The sequence below is a fragment of the Deferribacterota bacterium genome (genome assembly GCA_034189185.1).
Classification (GTDB): domain Bacteria; phylum Chrysiogenota; class Deferribacteres; order Deferribacterales; family UBA228; genus UBA228.
Genome location: JAXHVM010000026.1, coordinates 1 through 17,106, shown reverse-complemented (window position 1 = coordinate 17,106; position 17,106 = coordinate 1). Strand labels below are relative to the sequence as shown.

Below are 17,106 nucleotides of genomic sequence, written 5' to 3'. Positions count from 1 at the left end.
TTTTACTAAAAATATATAGTATAAATTACCATATTATAAAATAAAAATGTATTGATAAAAACAATAATTTTAACTATTTATATTAATTATGTATGATTTACACACACACACCCTTTATTCAGATGGTGAACTAATACCAGCTGAAGCTGCAATTAGAGCAATGCATGTAGGCTATAAGGGTATAGCTTTAACAGATCATGCAGATTCATCAAATTTAACATTTATATTAGACAAACTTCTACTATTTAAAGAAAATTTTAACAGTTTTTCGAACAACTTTAAAGTGATTATTGGAGTTGAGCTCACACATATATTACCAATGGAGATTGAAAAATTAAAAAACATGGCAATAGATAAAGGCGCTGATATAGTTTTAGTACATGGTGAAACAATTGTTGAACCTGTTTTAAAAGAAACAAACAGGGCTGCAATAGATGCTGGTATTGATATATTAGCCCATCCAGGTTTAATCACTGGAAGTGATGCAAAGCTTGCTCTTAAAAATAATGTGTATTTGGAGATTTCTTCAAGAAAGGGGCATTCTTATACAAATGGACATGTATTTAAAATTGCTAAGGAATACGGTTGTAAACTCGTAGTTAATAACGATGCTCATGCTCCTGGGGATTATTTACCAAAGAAGTTGTTGATTAAAATATTACAAGGCGCAGGCTGTTTAGAGGCAGATATAGATAGTATTTTTAAAAATAACACCACTTTGTTTAGTAAAAAACTAGGGGAAGATTATGGCTAAAAACAAGAAAAAACTAGATAACTATATGTTGGTTGATAAAATTGAGAAATATATCTCTGAGAATATAACTAAAATTATTTCTATAATTGCAATAGTGATAATTTTAATTTTTTCAATCCAAATTATAAAAAGTATTATTAAATCTAGAAATGAAAAAATTATATCTAAATTTGGCAGCTATGAATTATTACTAGCCAATAACCTAAGTGAATCAAACATTGATGAATATATTAAATTCGCAAAAGATAAAGCCTATATAAGGGATTACGCCTATCTAAAGGGTGCTATCTTATACAAAAATATCGGCAAAAAAGATAAAAGTGTAAAACTACTTAAAAAAGATAATGATAAATATAATGAGCTAACTAAGAGCTTATTATTTGATTTGGGAGTAACTACAAATACAAATAAGTTTATACGGGAAGGCAAGTTGAAAAGTATTTGGGCATACAGAAACATTATATCAAATAACAAGATATCACAAAAAGAGATAGCAAATTACAAAGAAAACTACGGAAACAGTGAGTTAGGCGCTCTTTTAGAAAACTGGACTAATAAATGACATATAAACTTCTAAGTGGTAATGAAGCTTTTGCAAGGGGAGCTTATGAAGCTGATGTAAAGGTCGTTAGCTCCTATCCAGGTACCCCTAGCACAGAAATTACAGAACACATTAGTAAATATTCTGATATATACGCAGAGTGGGCAACAAATGAGAAGGTTGCATTAGAGGTTGCTATAGGTGCTTCACTTGCTGGTAAAAGGGCTCTTACCTGTATGAAGCATGTGGGACTAAATGTTGCAGCAGATCCATTGATGACAGTAAGCTATACAGGTGTTAATGCAGGTTTAGTGATAGTAGTATGTGATGATCCGGGGATGTATAGTTCGCAAAATGAACAAGATAGCAGGCATTACGGGCATATTTCCAAATTGCCCATACTTGAGCCAAGCGATAGTTCTGAAGCAAAAAACTTCGTTAAAGAAGCATTTGAAATATCTGAAAAGTTTTTATGCCCTGTTATAGTTAGATCAACCACAAGAATCTCCCATAGCAAAAGCAGGGTAACCTTGGATGATAAATTGAATTTAGAGAATAGATCATTAGAGATAAATCCAGAAAAATGGGTAATGGTTCCAGCAAATGCAATAATGAGGCATCAAATTGTTGAAGAAAGGATGTTAAAATTAGAGGATTTTTCAGAGAATTTTCATCTACATAAAATTGAATATAATTCAAAAGAAATTGGTTTTATATGTTCTGGTATTGTATATCAATATATTAAAGAAACATTTCCAAATGCCTCAATATTTAAACTTGCAATTGTCTATCCTCTGCCTATAAAAAGTATAAAGAAGTTTATCTCATCTATCAAAGATGTTTATTGTATAGAGGAATTAGATCCTGTCTTAGAAAAAGAATTAAAGGCTAGTGGTTGTAGAATTAAAAGTGTTGTTAGATCATATTGTGGTGAATTAAGCCCAGATAGAGTAAAAGAAATATTTAGAAAAAAGCAAAAAGAAAGAATAAAGTTGGATATCCCAACAAGACCTCCAAATCTCTGTCCAGGATGCTCTCACAGGGGTATATTTTACGCGATAAATAAACTAAAATTATTTGTAACAGGTGATATAGGTTGTTATACACTAGGTTATTTAAAGCCATTAAATGCTATACACTCTTGCATATGTATGGGAGCTAGCATATCAATGGCTCATGGGATAGACAAATCAAACAAAATAGAAGATAATAAAATAGATAGAAAGACAGTTGCTGTTATTGGCGATTCAACTTTTTTTCACACAGGTATAAATGGACTAATTAACTGCGCGTACAACAAAAGCTGTTCAACAATCATTATTTTAGATAATAGAACAACAGCAATGACTGGCCATCAAGATAGTCCGTCAACTGGAATAACACTGAAAAAAGAAAAATCAAATAAAATTGATTTTGTAAAATTAGCTGAAGCAATTGGGGTTAAGAACATAAAAGTAGTAAACCCTATGGAGTTAGATAGGTGTATTGAGGTACTAAAAGAAGAGACTGAAAAGGATGAACTTAGTCTTATTGTGACAAATAGATCATGTATTTATGTAGATAGAGATATCATATCAAATCCTTACTATATAGAAAGTAAAAATTGTACAGGTTGTAAAGCATGTCTGAAATTAGGTTGTCCAGCAATTTCCTTTGATAAAAAACAACCCAAGGCTAATATTGATGAAACATTGTGTACAGGCTGCTCATTATGCACATCGTTATGCAAGTTTGATGCAATTAAAGAAAGGTCTTATGTAAAAAATGAAAACTAATATATTGATGACTGGTGTTGGGGGGCAAGGAATAATTCTAGCAAGTGATATACTAGCAGAGGTTGCCCTTTTATCAGGTTTTGATGTAAAAAAAAGTGAAATCCATGGAATGTCCCAAAGAGGCGGCTCAGTTATTAGCCATATAAGAATAGGTGATAAAATTTTCTCACCAGTTATCTCTGAAAATAGCGCAGATATCATAATATCCTTTGAGGAAATGGAATTTTTAAGATATTTAGAGTATGCAAACCCCGACACAGTGTTAATAGTTAATAAACAAAGAATTTATCCAATAACTATTACAACAGGCAATTTAGATTATCCAAGTAATCTTATAGATAAGTATAAGGCTATATTTCATACAATCTATGAGTTTAATGCATTAGAGCTTGCATCTGAGGTAGGCAATCCAAAGGTAACAAATATAATACTACTGGGTACCCTTAGTAATCTACTACCTTTTTCAAATGATAATTGGCTAGATGCTATTAAAAATAAAGTAAAAAATAGATTTATTGATATAAATATTAAAGCTTTTGAAAAGGGGCAAACCATAGTTAAAAACTATCAACAAAGCCTCTGACACAAGACTTGTTACCAATTATTATAATAGTATCACCCAAACATATTTTCTCATATGCAGAAGGATTAATTATTATATCATTGTCCCTCAGAATAGCCAAAATTGTTATAGAAAATCTATTCCTAAAATCAATATCTTTGATTGTCATATTCTTAAAGGGCCAATTATTATCAATCTTATAAGAAATTATATCTAATTCAGGTAAACTCACATTTATATCATCAAAATTTAGACTCGAAAAAGAGGCATCCCTTAACATTTTGTAGTTGTCAGCCCTTAATTTTTCAATGATTTTATCTGCTACATTTTTGGGAACTAAAAATTTTAACAGTACCCTAGTTAATATCTCAAGGGAGGTCTCAAATTCTGCTGGTATAACCTCATCAGCCCCGCTCTCTTTTAGTATCTGCACCTCTGAGACATAGGGAGTTCTGACAATAAGATAGGCTTTATTAGAAATGGTCTTTATTATTTTTGTTGCATCTCTTGTAGCCAAGATATCAGAAATTGCAAGCACTACAACCTTTGCATCTTTTACATTAGCATTATTAAGGGTATCAACACCTGTTGCATCCCCATATATAATATTTTCACCTTTTTTTAATTGTTCTCTAACAGTTTTTGGATTCATCTCAATTATCACATAAGGAAATTTTAGTAACTTTGCACTATCAACAATAAATCTACCAGTTAAACCATAACCTATAACAACTATATGGTTCTTCAACCCTTCGCTTTTTTCTACCTGAATAAGACTTTTATCAGTAAAAGTGTGAACTTTTTGATAAATTAAATCAGCAAATTTAAAAGACATGTTAAATAAAATAGGTGTTGATGCCATAGTCAATATAGAGGCAGAGATAAAATATTGAAAGTTATCTATATCCATAAGACCTGTATCTAAGCCCATTCTTGATAATATAAAGGAAAATTCACCCACTTGTGATATCGCTATTGCCACTATTATGGCAATCCTAATAGGATACTTTAACATATAGACCACCAAAAAAGTGGCAACACATTTGATAAATATAATCAATAATGATATTAATAATATTTTTTCAAAATGTATAAAGAATATACTTGTGTTTAACATCATGCCAATTGACATAAATAAAAAACTAGCGAATAGATCCTTAAAGGGCATTATATTATTTATAGCAAATCCACTATATTCAGATTCAGAGATTAATAATCCAGCAATAAAAGCACCAAAGGCAAGAGAAAGCCCTACCTTTGACGTCAAAATAGCAATAACTAAACAAATGCACACAATTGCCAACAAAAAAAGCTCCCTACTCCTAACCATTGCAATATGAAATAAAAGCTTTGGAAGAAACTTGCGTGATAGAATAAAGATTAAAGCAATGACTAACGAGGCCTTTAATAAAACAAACATAATTTCATCAAATTTGAAAGAAGAACCGCCAGAGAGAAGCGGGATCATAAACATCATTGGAACAATCATTATATCTTGAAATATTAATATTACAGTTGAAATATTACCCAAAGGGCTTGTCACAAGAGATTTTTCCTGTAACAACTTAAAAACTATTGCAGTACTACTTAAGCCCACAATCATAGCAAAAAAGGCAGAAACATTATTAGGGTTTCCCATTATTTTCATCAAGATAAACATAACAATAAATGTCGATAAAAGCTGGCAAATACCACCAATAAAAAATATTTTTTTAAATTTTAAAATATTCTCAATGGAAAATTCTAAACCTATTATAAACAATAGTAGGATTGCACCAATATCAGCTAGCATGTTGATTTCATCTGGATCATTAATTAAGCCTAGACCATATGGACCAGATATAACGCCCACTATAAAAAGACCTATAATGCTAGGTACTCTTATTCTGGCGCATACCAATAAAACAAATACAGAGAGAAATAATAATAGAGCTATATTCGATAAAAAAGCTTCCACAGTTATTCTTTAAGCAAACACCTTCATTATATTATCTTTATCACCCGAGACAACTAATATATCCCCAGCATAAAGTTTCATTGATGAGTCTGTCACCAAATCTGCTTTTCCGCCATTTTTCTTACAAATAAATACATTTACATTATACTTTCTTCTTAGATCTAACTCTTGCAGCGATTTACCATCCATCGCACCGGGAACTGTTACCTCTACTAAGTCAATATTATCATCTATATTTAATATTTTATGTAAATTTGGTAATGTTATCTGATGGGCCACATTATAAGCAACTTCTTTATCAGGCAATATAACCTTATCTGCCCCTATTTTTGATAGTACCTCAGCTTGCAAATCTGTATCAGCCTTCACATAAATTTTTACATTAGAATTGCTGCTCATTTTTCTAAGTAGTGCCAAAGTAAGTACAATATTTTCAAAACTACTAGTCATTGCTAAAACAACTATACTAAATCTGTCAAGCTGTAATTCTTTTAAAACATCAATATCTGTTGCATCAGCAACTATAGCTTCGTCAACAAGATCCTTAATTTCTTCAACCTTTTTCTCATCTAAGTCAACTGCCAACACGTTATGCCCTAAACTGGCTAACTTCAAAGCAAGCTCTTTACCAAATATGCCCAATCCAATTACAGCAACATCTCTTTTTTTCACTCATTACCCCAACAATATTTTTTCTTCTGGATACATTATTTTATATTTTCTTTCTCTCTTTATCATCATTAATAATAATGAACTCGGCCCAATTCGACCTATAAACATAATTAGTATTATTATAAATTTTGCAGGTGCCTCCAAATGAGGTGTAATGCCCAGGGATAAACCAACTGTACCCATAGCCGATACAACCTCAAAAGCAGCTTCTAATAAACTAAAATGCTGAATAGACAAGATTAATATTGTGCCTATAAAACATACTAACAGATATAAGAGGGTAATAGAAAAGGCCCTAAGAACACTCTCTATTGGAATTCTTCTCTTAAAGATATTAAAATCAGTTTTGCCACGTAAAATAACATATATAGCATAGAAAGAGATGAAAGCAGTTGTTGTCTTAATGCCTCCACCAGTTGAAGCAGGGGATGCACCTGCAATCATTAAAAATATAGTTAAAAATTTACTTTCAACCTCTAAAGATCCAGTATTTACAGTGCTAAAGCCAGCTGTTCTAGATGTTATAGATTGAAAAAGAGCATCAATATAGTTGAGATTACCCTTCTCAAAAATAAGCAAAAAGCAAGCTCCAAGAAAAATTAAAAATAGTGTTGTTATAAAAACAACCTTTGTATGAAGCCTCAATACTGATCTTTTAGTAATATAAATATAGAGATCATAAACAACATAAAACCCCAACCCACCCAAAATAATCAAAGACATTACTGTTACTTTTATTATATTGTTCAAACCAATAAGACTCGAATCAATAGGAGAAAGGCCTGCATTACAAAAAGCAGATATAGAATGAAATATGCTAAAATATATACTCTGTTTTACACTTAAACCCTCAAATAAGAAGCCAAAGAATAAAAAAAAACCTCCCATAAACTCAGAAACAAATGTGTATACAAGAATAACAGGCAATACTTTTTCCATATTGAAAAATTCATAAGTTCCATGGTATTTTGCAAACATTATTCTCTGTTTGAAAGACAACTGTCCACGCAATAATAAGAACAGTGTAGAGGATAAATACATTATACCCAATCCGCCAAGTTGAATTAATATTAATATAATCAACTGGCCTACTAAACCAAAATCAGATACATTTACAGTAGTTAATCCTGTAACACATACAGCGCTTGTTGCCATAAATAAGGTATCTATAAATTGCTTATGCCCATTAAAATGAATATAGGGATTATACAGTAATAATGTGCCTACAACTATTAATAACCCAAATGTATAAAATAGATACCTATTTGGATTAACTACATCTTTTATATATTTTGCCATTAAGGCAAATTATATAATAACTTTCCTAAACTGCAACTACCTCTTTGATCTCAGGTATGTTCTTTCTTATTCTAACTTCAATCCCATGCTTTAATGTCATAGTGCTAAATGGACACGAGCCACAAGCACCAGTTAGCTGAACCTTAACTATACCTTCATCTGTGACATCAATTAATTTAACATCTCCCCCCTCCATCTTTAACATTGGTCTAACTTCATCTAATATTTTTTCAACTTTTTCTTTTAACATCTAATAGCCTCCATATTTTATTTTATATTTGCTTTCATATCTTCAACTATTTTTGGATCCTTGCCTATATTTTTAAAATAATCCTTTAAAGCGGCTTCAACACCTTCCTCAGCCATTATCGAACAATGTATCTTAGTTTTAGGAAGCCCTCCTAAAGCTTCAACTATTGCCTGATTTGTAAGTTTTAATATATCCTCAACCTTCTTCCCCTTGATTAACTCTGTTGTTATTGAGCTTGATGCAATAGCAGCACCACAACCAAAGGTTTTAAATTTAACATCCTCTACAATCCCTTCGTCATTTATTTTTAGATATAATTTCATTACATCACCACATGCAGGGTTCCCCACCTGGCCAACTCCATTTGCATCTGGTATTTCACCCATATTTCTTGGGGACATAAAATGTTCCATAACCTTTTCACTATAAGGCCCCTTCACAGATCACCTCCTCTATTTGTTGTAAAATGGTGACATTTTACATAATCTTTCTACAATTTCAGGAAATACCTTTAATAAGTAGTCAATCTCTTTTTCATCAGTATATTTTGACATTGAAAATGTTACTGAGCCTGCGCATATATCATCTGGCACCCCAATAGCTGAAAGAACGTGTGAGGCTTTTAAGCTTCTCTCATCATCACCCATAATATTTGATGAACATGCCGATCCACTGGTTGCGCAGATATCTTTCAAAGATAACCAGAGCAGTATAGACTCTCCCTCAATATATTCAACCCATAAACTTACGTGACCTGGCAATCTCCTTGTCAGAGACCCAGTAAAATGCACAAAGTTAACATTTTCTCTTATACCATCTATTAGTTTTGAACCCAGTCTCTTCATCCTTTCCGTGTACATGGGCATTTCATTCTTTGCAATTGAAGCTGCCTCTCCCATCCCCACTATTGCAGGAACATTTTCTGTTCCAGCCCTTAAACCTCTTTCTTGAAAACCGCCATCTAATAAAGGTCTTAAGCTAATATCATCCCTAACATATAAAGCTCCGGCACCTTTAGGACCATAAAAATTTTGAGCAGCAATACTAAGTAAATCACAATTAAACCCTTCAACATCAACAGGAATATGCCCACAGCTTGCTACAGCATCTACAAAAAACAATACATTTTTCTCTTTACAGATTCTACCAATATCTTCAATGTTTTGTATAGTACCAATCTCAGGATTTGCATGATGAATAGCAACAAGTGCAGTGCTATCTTTTATAGCTCTAGCTAATCTATCTACATCTACAAAACCATGCTCATCAACCTTTAATTTTGTTAATTCAAGATCTTCTTCACCTGTTAGCTTTAATGCGCTATTTAAAACTGAATAATGTTCTAACTCACTTACAATAATATGGTTTTTCCCTTTAGATTTCATATTATAAATGGTGCCTTTTATAGCCAAATTATTAGACTCAGTTCCACAGGAAGTAAATATTATATTGTCAGGCAAACAGTTAATTAACTCTGCAACCTTTTCTCTTGCACAAACTACTGCTTCAAATGCATCCCTTCCAAGTTGATAAAAATGAGCACTTGGATTACCATAGTTTTTTGTCAAATACTCCAACATCTTTTTCACAACCCTTTCATCAGGCTTTGTTGTAGCAATATTATCTAGAAATATCATCTATGCTCTCCAAATTTTTAAGACAACTTGTTATTTGCTTAACTATTACTTTAATATAATCACATGCGATAGTTAAACTATAAAAATTTACCCCTTTCTTTACTATCGACATATCTTTATTGTTTACTAATGATACTAAATCATTATATGTATCAACATATTCTATACCATTTAAATAAGGTTCTCTCACAGAAAAAATATCCATTATTATGCCACTCATTACAGGTAATAACCTATAGGAAAAATCTGCATCAATCCTTTCTTTAATATATGCTATATAATTTTTAATAGGTGATATATCTAAATTATCCAGAAAAATAACATTAAAGGGTAAATTTAAATTATAAAATGAGTCTTTTGCCGTATTAAAATTAAATAGATCTTGCATTTGCTTTAAGAGTTCTTCAACACCCATTTTGCCAAAAATTGCAACTGGTAGATAAATATTACCTGATATATCTGATAGATCCTCAAATAATTTATTCAATATATAAACCAGAGGATCTTCAATTTGAATTACTTTTTCCGTTAAATTACCCACATACCCTGTAAAGTCGATAATAGTACCCCTGTATGATTTAATGATATCCTTTATACTATTAATATCGCATAGAATTATCAAGCAATCGGTTTCTAAAATTTCTTTAACGCTTCCTACTTTAACCAAATTTGAATCATTAATATTAGATTTATGAATATCAACGTAATTAGACATAACCTTTACTTCTAAATAGGGAAATATCTCATTAATTGATTTTATTAATTCAGAGAATATTAACTCGTCTTTAAAGATTATTCCCAATTGTTTTGGCATAAATACACCTTTTTTATCTTAATTAAAGATAGGCATCTGTGAAAATTATACAATGACTATTTCTTTGTAAATACTAAATTGCCACTATTATCTAACTTAAACAATAGATCCTTGATTGGCTGCCTCCATCCTCCTAGGCCTGTTATTGTTTGGTCATTATATTTAATCTTAACGGCAGAAGCATTACCAATATCAATCTCAAAATATTTTTTAAACTTAATATCCTTTGAAATACCCTTTTTGGCAATAAAATCTAGTTCTTTTTTACCATCTATATCTACATGAATCCAGCAATCATCGGTAAACTCTAAAGTGACTATGTTCAAATTATCAATCTCATTACTATTATTTCTCTCTTTAAGCTCCCTAGCTATCTCTATAGGAGATATATTGCTAACATTATCTAAACTATCTTTTTCTTTTATTTCACCTTTATCAGGGATTTCATCTTTTTTATTAATTATATCTGCCACAACTCTTTGACTATTATTTTCTTTCTTCTCCACTGCTTTTTTATCGTCCTCTTTTATAGAAATATCTTTATTTTTGATTATATTACTATTTAGCAGATAGATTGAAATGCCGATAATCACAAAAATGCATATCAATATAATAATAGTTAAGCTAAATTTATTAGTTTTACTTTTTTCTTCTTCAATCTCCCTAAAAGAACTATTCAATTCTTGTCTTGCTTTATTTTCCGGATAATTTGCCTTTTTATATTCTGTATCAAAAGTATCTTTTAATCGCTCAAATTCTAAATCTAGAATTTCTGCATATTTTCTAAGAAGACCAATAGTATATACATATGAAGGCAATTCATTATAGTTTTCATCCTCTAATGCTTTTAAGATTGTTGTACTAATCTTTGTTATTCTATTAATATCTTTTATAGATAAACCTTTCTTTTCTCTTTCCTCTTTTAAGATTTCACCTAAAGATTTATCATCATTCATGATATAAACCCAATCTTTTTAAATAATTTTTTGCCTCTCTTGCTTCTTCTGAATTAGGGGATACCTCAATAATATCATAAAATAATGAGCTAGCTTCACTGTATTGCTTTCTGTTGTAGTAATATTCTGCCAAATACATTTTTAAAGTGGAAGATATTGGATTTCTATTAATGCCATCTTTTAACAGATCAACAGCTTTACTATCATAACCTTCTTCTAGGTATAGCCTAAATAAGGATATATAAGGTCTAATAACTGTGGGGTTCTCTCTGATAGAATCCTTCCAATATTCAATTGTTTTATCGTAATCACCTAACTGATAATAGGCAAAACCTAAATTATAGTAAACCACTTCTCTTGCAGCATATGTAGGGTCTTCAAGAACTTTTTTCCATATTTTAATTGCCTTCTCGTGCTCCCCATTTGCAGCAAGCACTGAAGCATAAGCATTTAGATATTCTGAATTGTCATTGTCTAAATTAATTGCTCTTTCAATATATAATTTAGCATTTCCAACATCACCTCTTTGTAAGTAATAAGTGGAGATTGCATAATAAATTTTTGGATCAGGGCCACCTATATTCAATGCCTTTCTAAACTCTTTCATAGCCTCTGCATCATCACCTGTCTCTAAATATGACAACCCTAATTTATAATGTGCATCTGCTGATTGCTTAATGCGGTTAGAAGCACATGAATTGCAAATATAAAAAAGAACTAATAATAGTGTGAAATAATTAAATACAATTTTCTTCATATATTATTTTAAGACCAATTAATGTTAATAATGGTTCGTATCTCTCTATGAACTTTGAATCCTCTACAAATATATCGCCATAACCACCAGTTGACACAATATGCATATCCTTTCCAATCAACCCACTTTCTATTACCCTCTCAATAATACCATCTATCATAGATAAATATCCGTAGTATATACCTGATTTCATTGAATCAATTGTATTTTTACCTATTATATTTTCTATTTTAGCTATTTCAACCTCAGGAAGTTTTGCTGTTTTAGCATGTAACACATGGGAAACCAATTCAATCCCTGGGGTTATAATGCCACCAATATACTCATTATCTTTGCTAATAACATCGAATGTCGTTGCTGTCCCAAAATCCACTACAATCGCAGGAACTCCATATAACTTTTGAATAGCAACAGCATTGACTATTCTGTCTACTCCAATCTCTTTTGGATTGTCAACTTTTAATGATATCTGGGTTTTAGTATTTATATCAACAATCATAGGCTCTATATCAAGGTACCTAAAAGATAATTTTCTGAAAATGACTGTTAAAGTGGGAACAACACTTGAGATAACAACAGATTTTACATGAGATGCATCAATCCCAATCTTTGATAAGGGGTATAATATAGATGTAGCATACTCATCTTCCGTCTTTTTAATATCTGTAGAAATTCTTAAATTATTAACAATATCTTTGCCTTTGAATAAGCCAATTGTAATATGTGTATTACCTATATCAACTGCTAATAACATTATACAATCTCCCCATAATAAAGTTTTTTTTCGCTTCCATCTTCACGAGTAACCCTCAAAGCACCATCAGCATCAATGCCCTTTTCAATAAAACATTCTTCATCATCATTTAATCTTATCTTGATCCTTTTACCATAGTAAGCAGACAATTCTCTCCATTTTCCAACTAAATCTATAGTAATAGAATTATTTAGATATGTTAATAGATAAGTTTCAAATATATTAAAATACTTTGCCAATAAAATTTCCTTTTCAATATTAGCATTAGTGATACTTTTAATTGATATTGCCCTATCTTGCAATTCCTTTGGCAGATATTTAAAGTTTATATTTAAACCTATGCCAATAATAGAATACAATACTGATTTATTCACAATACTAGATTCAATTAATATGCCTGCTACTTTTTTATAATTAAAGACAATATCATTTGGCCATTTTATTTTAAAATTCCCATATTCACTAAGTAGTTCACATAAACTAAAAGATACAAGCAGATTGATTATCTGCAGATTTCTTAAATGCGGGTTTTTTAATACATAAGAAAAATAGAGATTCTCATTATCACTTGAAAACCAAGATCTACCCATCCTGCCTCTACCTTTAGTCTGAGTGCTAGCAATAACAACAAACCCATCTAGATTGCTATATTCCCTAATAACATCTTGGGTACTAGTGCATTTATCATAAACTTTATGTTTTCTTCCTAAAAAATGTGTATTTAAATGTTCAAAATATAATTTATTATTAAACATTTCATTTAATTAAAGTTATTATTGAAGTTTATTAATAATATAATATAATTTTTTAGATTTAAAAATAGATATGGAAAAAATATTATATTGTTTATTAATTTTTATGCTTATACATAACAACGGATCATCACCAAATAAGTTAAACGATAATGCACATGTATTTATTGCCAATAGTATAACTGAAGATAAAGTAAAAAGTTTACTGCTATCTGAATTAATCAAACCAAATGATCTATTAAGAGAAAATAAATAAAGTATAGGGGAACATATGAATTACGAACCACAAAATATAGAAAAAAAATGGCTAAAACAATGGGTAGAAAATAAAATCTTTGAAACAAATGTAGATAACGCTAAAGAAAAATATTATCTACTAGAAATGTTTCCATACCCCTCAGGGAAGATTCATATGGGACATATAAGAAATTATGCTATAGGAGATGTAATTGCCCGATTTAAAAAAATGAATGGTTACAACATACTCCATCCTATGGGTTGGGACGCCTTTGGTCTACCTGCAGAAAATGCAGCTATAAGTAATAATATACATCCAGCAAAATGGACTTATAATAATATTGAAAATATGCGTAAACAGCTAAAAAAATTAGGGCTCTCCTATGATTGGAGGAGGGAATTTGCCACTTGCGATCCCGAATACTATAGATGGGAACAGCAATTCTTTATAGATATGTTTAATGAGGGTCTAGCCTATAAAAAGAAAACAACCGTTAACTGGTGCCCCAATTGTAAAACTGTTCTCGCAAATGAGCAGGTTGAGGATGGCAAATGTTGGAGGTGTCAATCTGTTGTCTCCAATAGGGAATTAGATAGTTGGTTTCTTAAAATATCTGATTATGCTGAAAGACTGCTTGATGATATGGAAAAGCTAAAAAATTGGCCTGAAAGAGTACTTGCAATGCAAAAAAATTGGATAGGCAAATCGATAGGTGCTGAGATTGATTTTAAAATTGATGGGTTAGATTATAACCTGACAGTCTTTACAACAAGGCCAGATACTATTTTTGGCGCAACCTTTGTTGGGCTTTCAGTAAAGCATCCTGTTGTAGACTTACTCCTTGAAAAATCTAAGGATAAAAAAAATATAAAGGCATTTATTGATAAAGTTATAAATGAAAACCAAAATGTAGCAGAGGATATAGATAAAGAGAAGAAAGGATACTTTACTAATTTTTATTGCATAAATCCTGTAAATAACAAAAAAATACCCATATATTTAGCAAATTTTGTTTTAATGGAATATGGGACAGGCGCAATAATGTGTGTACCTGCTCACGATGAAAGGGACTTTGACTTTGCTAAAAAGTACAATCTTGAAATAATACAGGTCATTAAACCTAAAGATGAAGAAGAAATTGAGTTACCCCTAAAAGAAGCCTATACAGGTGAGGGCATACTAATAAATTCAGGCATGTTTAATGGTTTAGATAGCGAAAAAGCAAAGGATGAGATAGTAAAGTCTCTAAAAAATGCAAAAAAAATAGTAAACTATAGACTAAGGGATTGGGGAATTTCAAGACAGCGCTATTGGGGTGCACCAATTCCAATAATATACTGCGACAAATGTGGTATTGTTCCTGAGAAAATCAGCAATCTGCCAGTAAAATTACCAGAGGTTGATCACTTAGAGAAAACGCCAAAACCTTTAGATAAAATAGATTCTTTCATCCGCACAAAATGCCCCAAATGCGGTAAAGATGCAAAAAGAGATACTGATACAATGGATACCTTTGTTGAATCTTCATGGTATTTTATTAGGTTTTGTTCAATAAATCCAAAAGATAAGCCCTTTGAAAAAGAGGACGTCCAATATTTTATGCCTGTTGATCAATATATTGGGGGTATTGAACATGCAATTCTACATCTATTATACTCCCGTTTTTTTATAAAAGTATTAAAGGATTTAGGTTATATTGATTTTGATGAACCCTTTCTAAACCTATTAACCCAAGGGATGGTATGCAAAGAGACTTACAGATGCAAGACACATGGTTGGCTATATCCTGAGGAAGTGGAAGATAATAAATGCATTCACTGTGGCAGTGAAATTATAGTTGGTCGCACAGAAAAAATGAGTAAATCCAAGAAAAATGTTGTTGACCCTGATAATATATTAAAAAAATATGGGGCAGATACAGCAAGACTATTTATCTTATTTGCCTCACCACCTGTAAAGGATCTTGAATGGTCTGACAAAGGAATAGAAGGTGCACATCGTTTTCTAAACAGGGTTTATAGACTTATTACAAATAATTTGATTTATTTCAAAGGTAATAAAAAGAATAGTATAAATAATAAAAATATAAATGATGAAGCAAAAAATATTTTATATAATATACATTATACAATAATGAGGGTTACAAGGGATATAAATAATTTCCAATTAAATACAGCTATTGCTGCCATAATGGAGTTTACAAATTTTCTTTCACAGATTAATACAGAAACTTTGGATGATGAATGCATCGACTTATATACTGAGGGCTTATCTACTTTAATAGTACTCCTTTCACCTTTTACTCCTTTTATAGCAGAAGAATTGTGGCATATGATAGGCAGAAAAACTTTTATATCTTTAGAAAAGTGGCCCCAATATAATAAAAAATATATAGTTAAAGATAAAATAAACATTGTTGTCCAAATTAATGGCAAAGTTAGGGCTGAACTAATCACTGATGCCAATATCGCAAAAGAAGATGCTATAGAGGCTGCAAAAAATAATGATAAAATAAAAAAATATATAAATAATAAAAAAATAAGAAAGGAAATTTATGTACCAAAAAAACTTATCAACTTTGTGGTTAACTAATAAAATATTCTACATTATTTTGAGTATTTTAATTATTAATTCATGTGGCTATAAGATGGCAGGGGTCTCTAAGGACACTTTTAGTAGTAAATATTATATATCAGAGATAATTAACAAAGATGCTGAATCTGACTACTATAATATTATGAATAATGAGATTTATCATTTCTTTAGTGAGTATGGATTATTAGAAAAACAACAGAAGGCAGATTATGAGCTTCGTTTTATTCTTGATAAGGTTGATACCGATATGGTTACCAAAACAGAAACGGAACAGGCAGTGGCTTCTCAGATTGAACCTATACTACATATTATAGTTAGAGATAAAAAGGGAGAAACCTTATTTGACAAAAAATATAGGTACTACGAGATTTACTATGTAACAAGTAACATCTCTGGAAATATTCAAAGAAGATATGATGCCTTCAGAGAAGCCTTAAATTATATACTGTTAGATTTTAGAAGTGACTTTGAAAGATATACAAAAAAATAGTATCGTTATCCTAATTGGAAGCAATACTTTCCAACAACATTATATTAAAAAGATAGAATCTATTTATGAAAATATAGAAAGAGAGATCTTTTATGGTGACGAGCTCGATAGTGAGTCATATTTCAACTTTATATTCTCAAACTCTTTTTTTACAGATATTAAAATAGCAATTTTAAAAGATACTGATAATTATAATAATGTTCAAACACTCATTGATTCAGCAAAAAAAGCTAGCAATTGTATTAAAATATTTGCTTTCAATAATACGCCTAATAAACTGCTTAAAAGTTTAAATAATTTACC

General features: G+C 30.7%; 19 protein-coding genes. 8 read left to right on the top strand and 11 right to left on the bottom strand.

Annotated features, from left to right (window positions below):
* Positions 1-88 precede the first annotated feature (88 nt).
* From SVN78_03335 to SVN78_03320, 4 genes are read left to right on the top strand one after another with little or no spacing between them, the layout of a single operon-like run.
* Positions 89-754, top strand: a complete 666-nt coding sequence (locus SVN78_03335) for a histidinol phosphate phosphatase domain-containing protein (protein MDY6820639.1) — start codon at positions 89-91, stop codon at positions 752-754.
* Complete coding sequence (locus SVN78_03330) at positions 747-1,316, top strand: hypothetical protein (protein MDY6820638.1); 570 nt, start codon at positions 747-749, stop codon at positions 1,314-1,316. Before SVN78_03335 ends, SVN78_03330 begins: the two co-directional genes overlap by 8 nt.
* Entirely contained in the window at positions 1,313-3,070 is a 1,758-nt protein-coding gene (iorA, locus tag SVN78_03325) for an indolepyruvate ferredoxin oxidoreductase subunit alpha (protein MDY6820637.1), read from the top strand. The genes SVN78_03330 and iorA overlap by 4 nt, the downstream gene beginning before the upstream one ends.
* Positions 3,060-3,653: an indolepyruvate oxidoreductase subunit beta gene (locus SVN78_03320; GenBank protein ID MDY6820636.1), complete on the top strand. Its 594-nt coding sequence runs from the start codon at positions 3,060-3,062 to the stop codon at positions 3,651-3,653. The genes iorA and SVN78_03320 overlap by 11 nt, the downstream gene beginning before the upstream one ends.
* On the opposite strand, the gene SVN78_03315 is transcribed toward SVN78_03320, so the two are convergent.
* Genes SVN78_03315 through SVN78_03265 form a run of 11 tightly spaced genes read right to left on the bottom strand, consistent with a single transcriptional unit; the run spans position 3,628 to position 13,483 of the window.
* Entirely contained in the window at positions 3,628-5,589 is a 1,962-nt protein-coding gene (locus SVN78_03315) for a cation:proton antiporter (GenBank protein ID MDY6820635.1), read from the bottom strand. The genes SVN78_03320 and SVN78_03315 overlap by 26 nt on opposite strands.
* Positions 5,590-5,598: 9 nt before the next feature.
* Positions 5,599-6,261, bottom strand: a complete 663-nt coding sequence (locus SVN78_03310; GenBank protein MDY6820634.1) for a TrkA family potassium uptake protein — start codon at positions 6,259-6,261, stop codon at positions 5,599-5,601.
* A 3-nt stretch (positions 6,262-6,264) separates the two neighbouring features.
* Positions 6,265-7,560 (bottom strand): potassium transporter TrkG, encoded by a 1,296-nt coding sequence (locus SVN78_03305; GenBank protein MDY6820633.1) that lies wholly within the window; start codon positions 7,558-7,560, stop codon positions 6,265-6,267.
* Between the two features lie 25 nt (positions 7,561-7,585).
* The gene (locus tag SVN78_03300) at positions 7,586-7,810 is read right to left on the bottom strand and encodes a NifU family protein (GenBank protein ID MDY6820632.1); all 225 of its coding nucleotides are present in this window, start codon (positions 7,808-7,810) and stop codon (positions 7,586-7,588) included.
* A 17-nt stretch (positions 7,811-7,827) separates the two neighbouring features.
* Positions 7,828-8,250, bottom strand: coding sequence for a Fe-S cluster assembly scaffold protein NifU (gene nifU, locus SVN78_03295; protein MDY6820631.1), 423 nt, complete (start codon positions 8,248-8,250; stop codon positions 7,828-7,830).
* A 12-nt stretch (positions 8,251-8,262) separates the two neighbouring features.
* Positions 8,263-9,447 (bottom strand): cysteine desulfurase family protein, encoded by a 1,185-nt coding sequence (locus SVN78_03290; protein ID MDY6820630.1) that lies wholly within the window; start codon positions 9,445-9,447, stop codon positions 8,263-8,265.
* Positions 9,431-10,261 (bottom strand): hypothetical protein, encoded by an 831-nt coding sequence (locus tag SVN78_03285; GenBank protein ID MDY6820629.1) that lies wholly within the window; start codon positions 10,259-10,261, stop codon positions 9,431-9,433. Before SVN78_03285 ends, SVN78_03290 begins: the two co-directional genes overlap by 17 nt.
* 56 nt (positions 10,262-10,317) lie before the next feature.
* Positions 10,318-11,217, bottom strand: a complete 900-nt coding sequence (locus SVN78_03280) for a DUF4115 domain-containing protein (protein ID MDY6820628.1) — start codon at positions 11,215-11,217, stop codon at positions 10,318-10,320.
* A complete protein-coding gene (locus SVN78_03275; protein ID MDY6820627.1) occupies positions 11,210-11,974 on the bottom strand; it encodes a tetratricopeptide repeat protein in 765 nt (254 codons plus the stop codon). The genes SVN78_03280 and SVN78_03275 overlap by 8 nt, the downstream gene beginning before the upstream one ends.
* On the bottom strand, positions 11,955-12,728 hold the full coding sequence (locus SVN78_03270; GenBank protein MDY6820626.1) for a type III pantothenate kinase: 774 nt from the start codon (positions 12,726-12,728) through the stop codon (positions 11,955-11,957). Before SVN78_03270 ends, SVN78_03275 begins: the two co-directional genes overlap by 20 nt.
* Positions 12,728-13,483, bottom strand: a complete 756-nt coding sequence (locus tag SVN78_03265; protein MDY6820625.1) for a biotin--[acetyl-CoA-carboxylase] ligase — start codon at positions 13,481-13,483, stop codon at positions 12,728-12,730. Before SVN78_03265 ends, SVN78_03270 begins: the two co-directional genes overlap by 1 nt.
* A 70-nt stretch (positions 13,484-13,553) precedes the next feature.
* On the opposite strand from SVN78_03265, the gene SVN78_03260 reads away from it, so the two are divergent.
* From SVN78_03260 to SVN78_03245, 4 genes are all read left to right on the top strand, one after another.
* Positions 13,554-13,736: a hypothetical protein gene (locus SVN78_03260; protein MDY6820624.1), complete on the top strand. Its 183-nt coding sequence runs from the start codon at positions 13,554-13,556 to the stop codon at positions 13,734-13,736.
* 15 nt (positions 13,737-13,751) lie between these two features.
* Complete coding sequence (leuS, locus tag SVN78_03255) at positions 13,752-16,310, top strand: leucine--tRNA ligase (GenBank protein MDY6820623.1); 2,559 nt, start codon at positions 13,752-13,754, stop codon at positions 16,308-16,310.
* Positions 16,311-16,365: 55 nt separating this feature from the next.
* Positions 16,366-16,803 (top strand): hypothetical protein, encoded by a 438-nt coding sequence (locus SVN78_03250; protein MDY6820622.1) that lies wholly within the window; start codon positions 16,366-16,368, stop codon positions 16,801-16,803.
* A partial coding sequence (locus tag SVN78_03245; protein MDY6820621.1) for a hypothetical protein occupies positions 16,781-17,106 on the top strand: 326 nt, incomplete at its 3' end. The genes SVN78_03250 and SVN78_03245, both read left to right, overlap by 23 nt.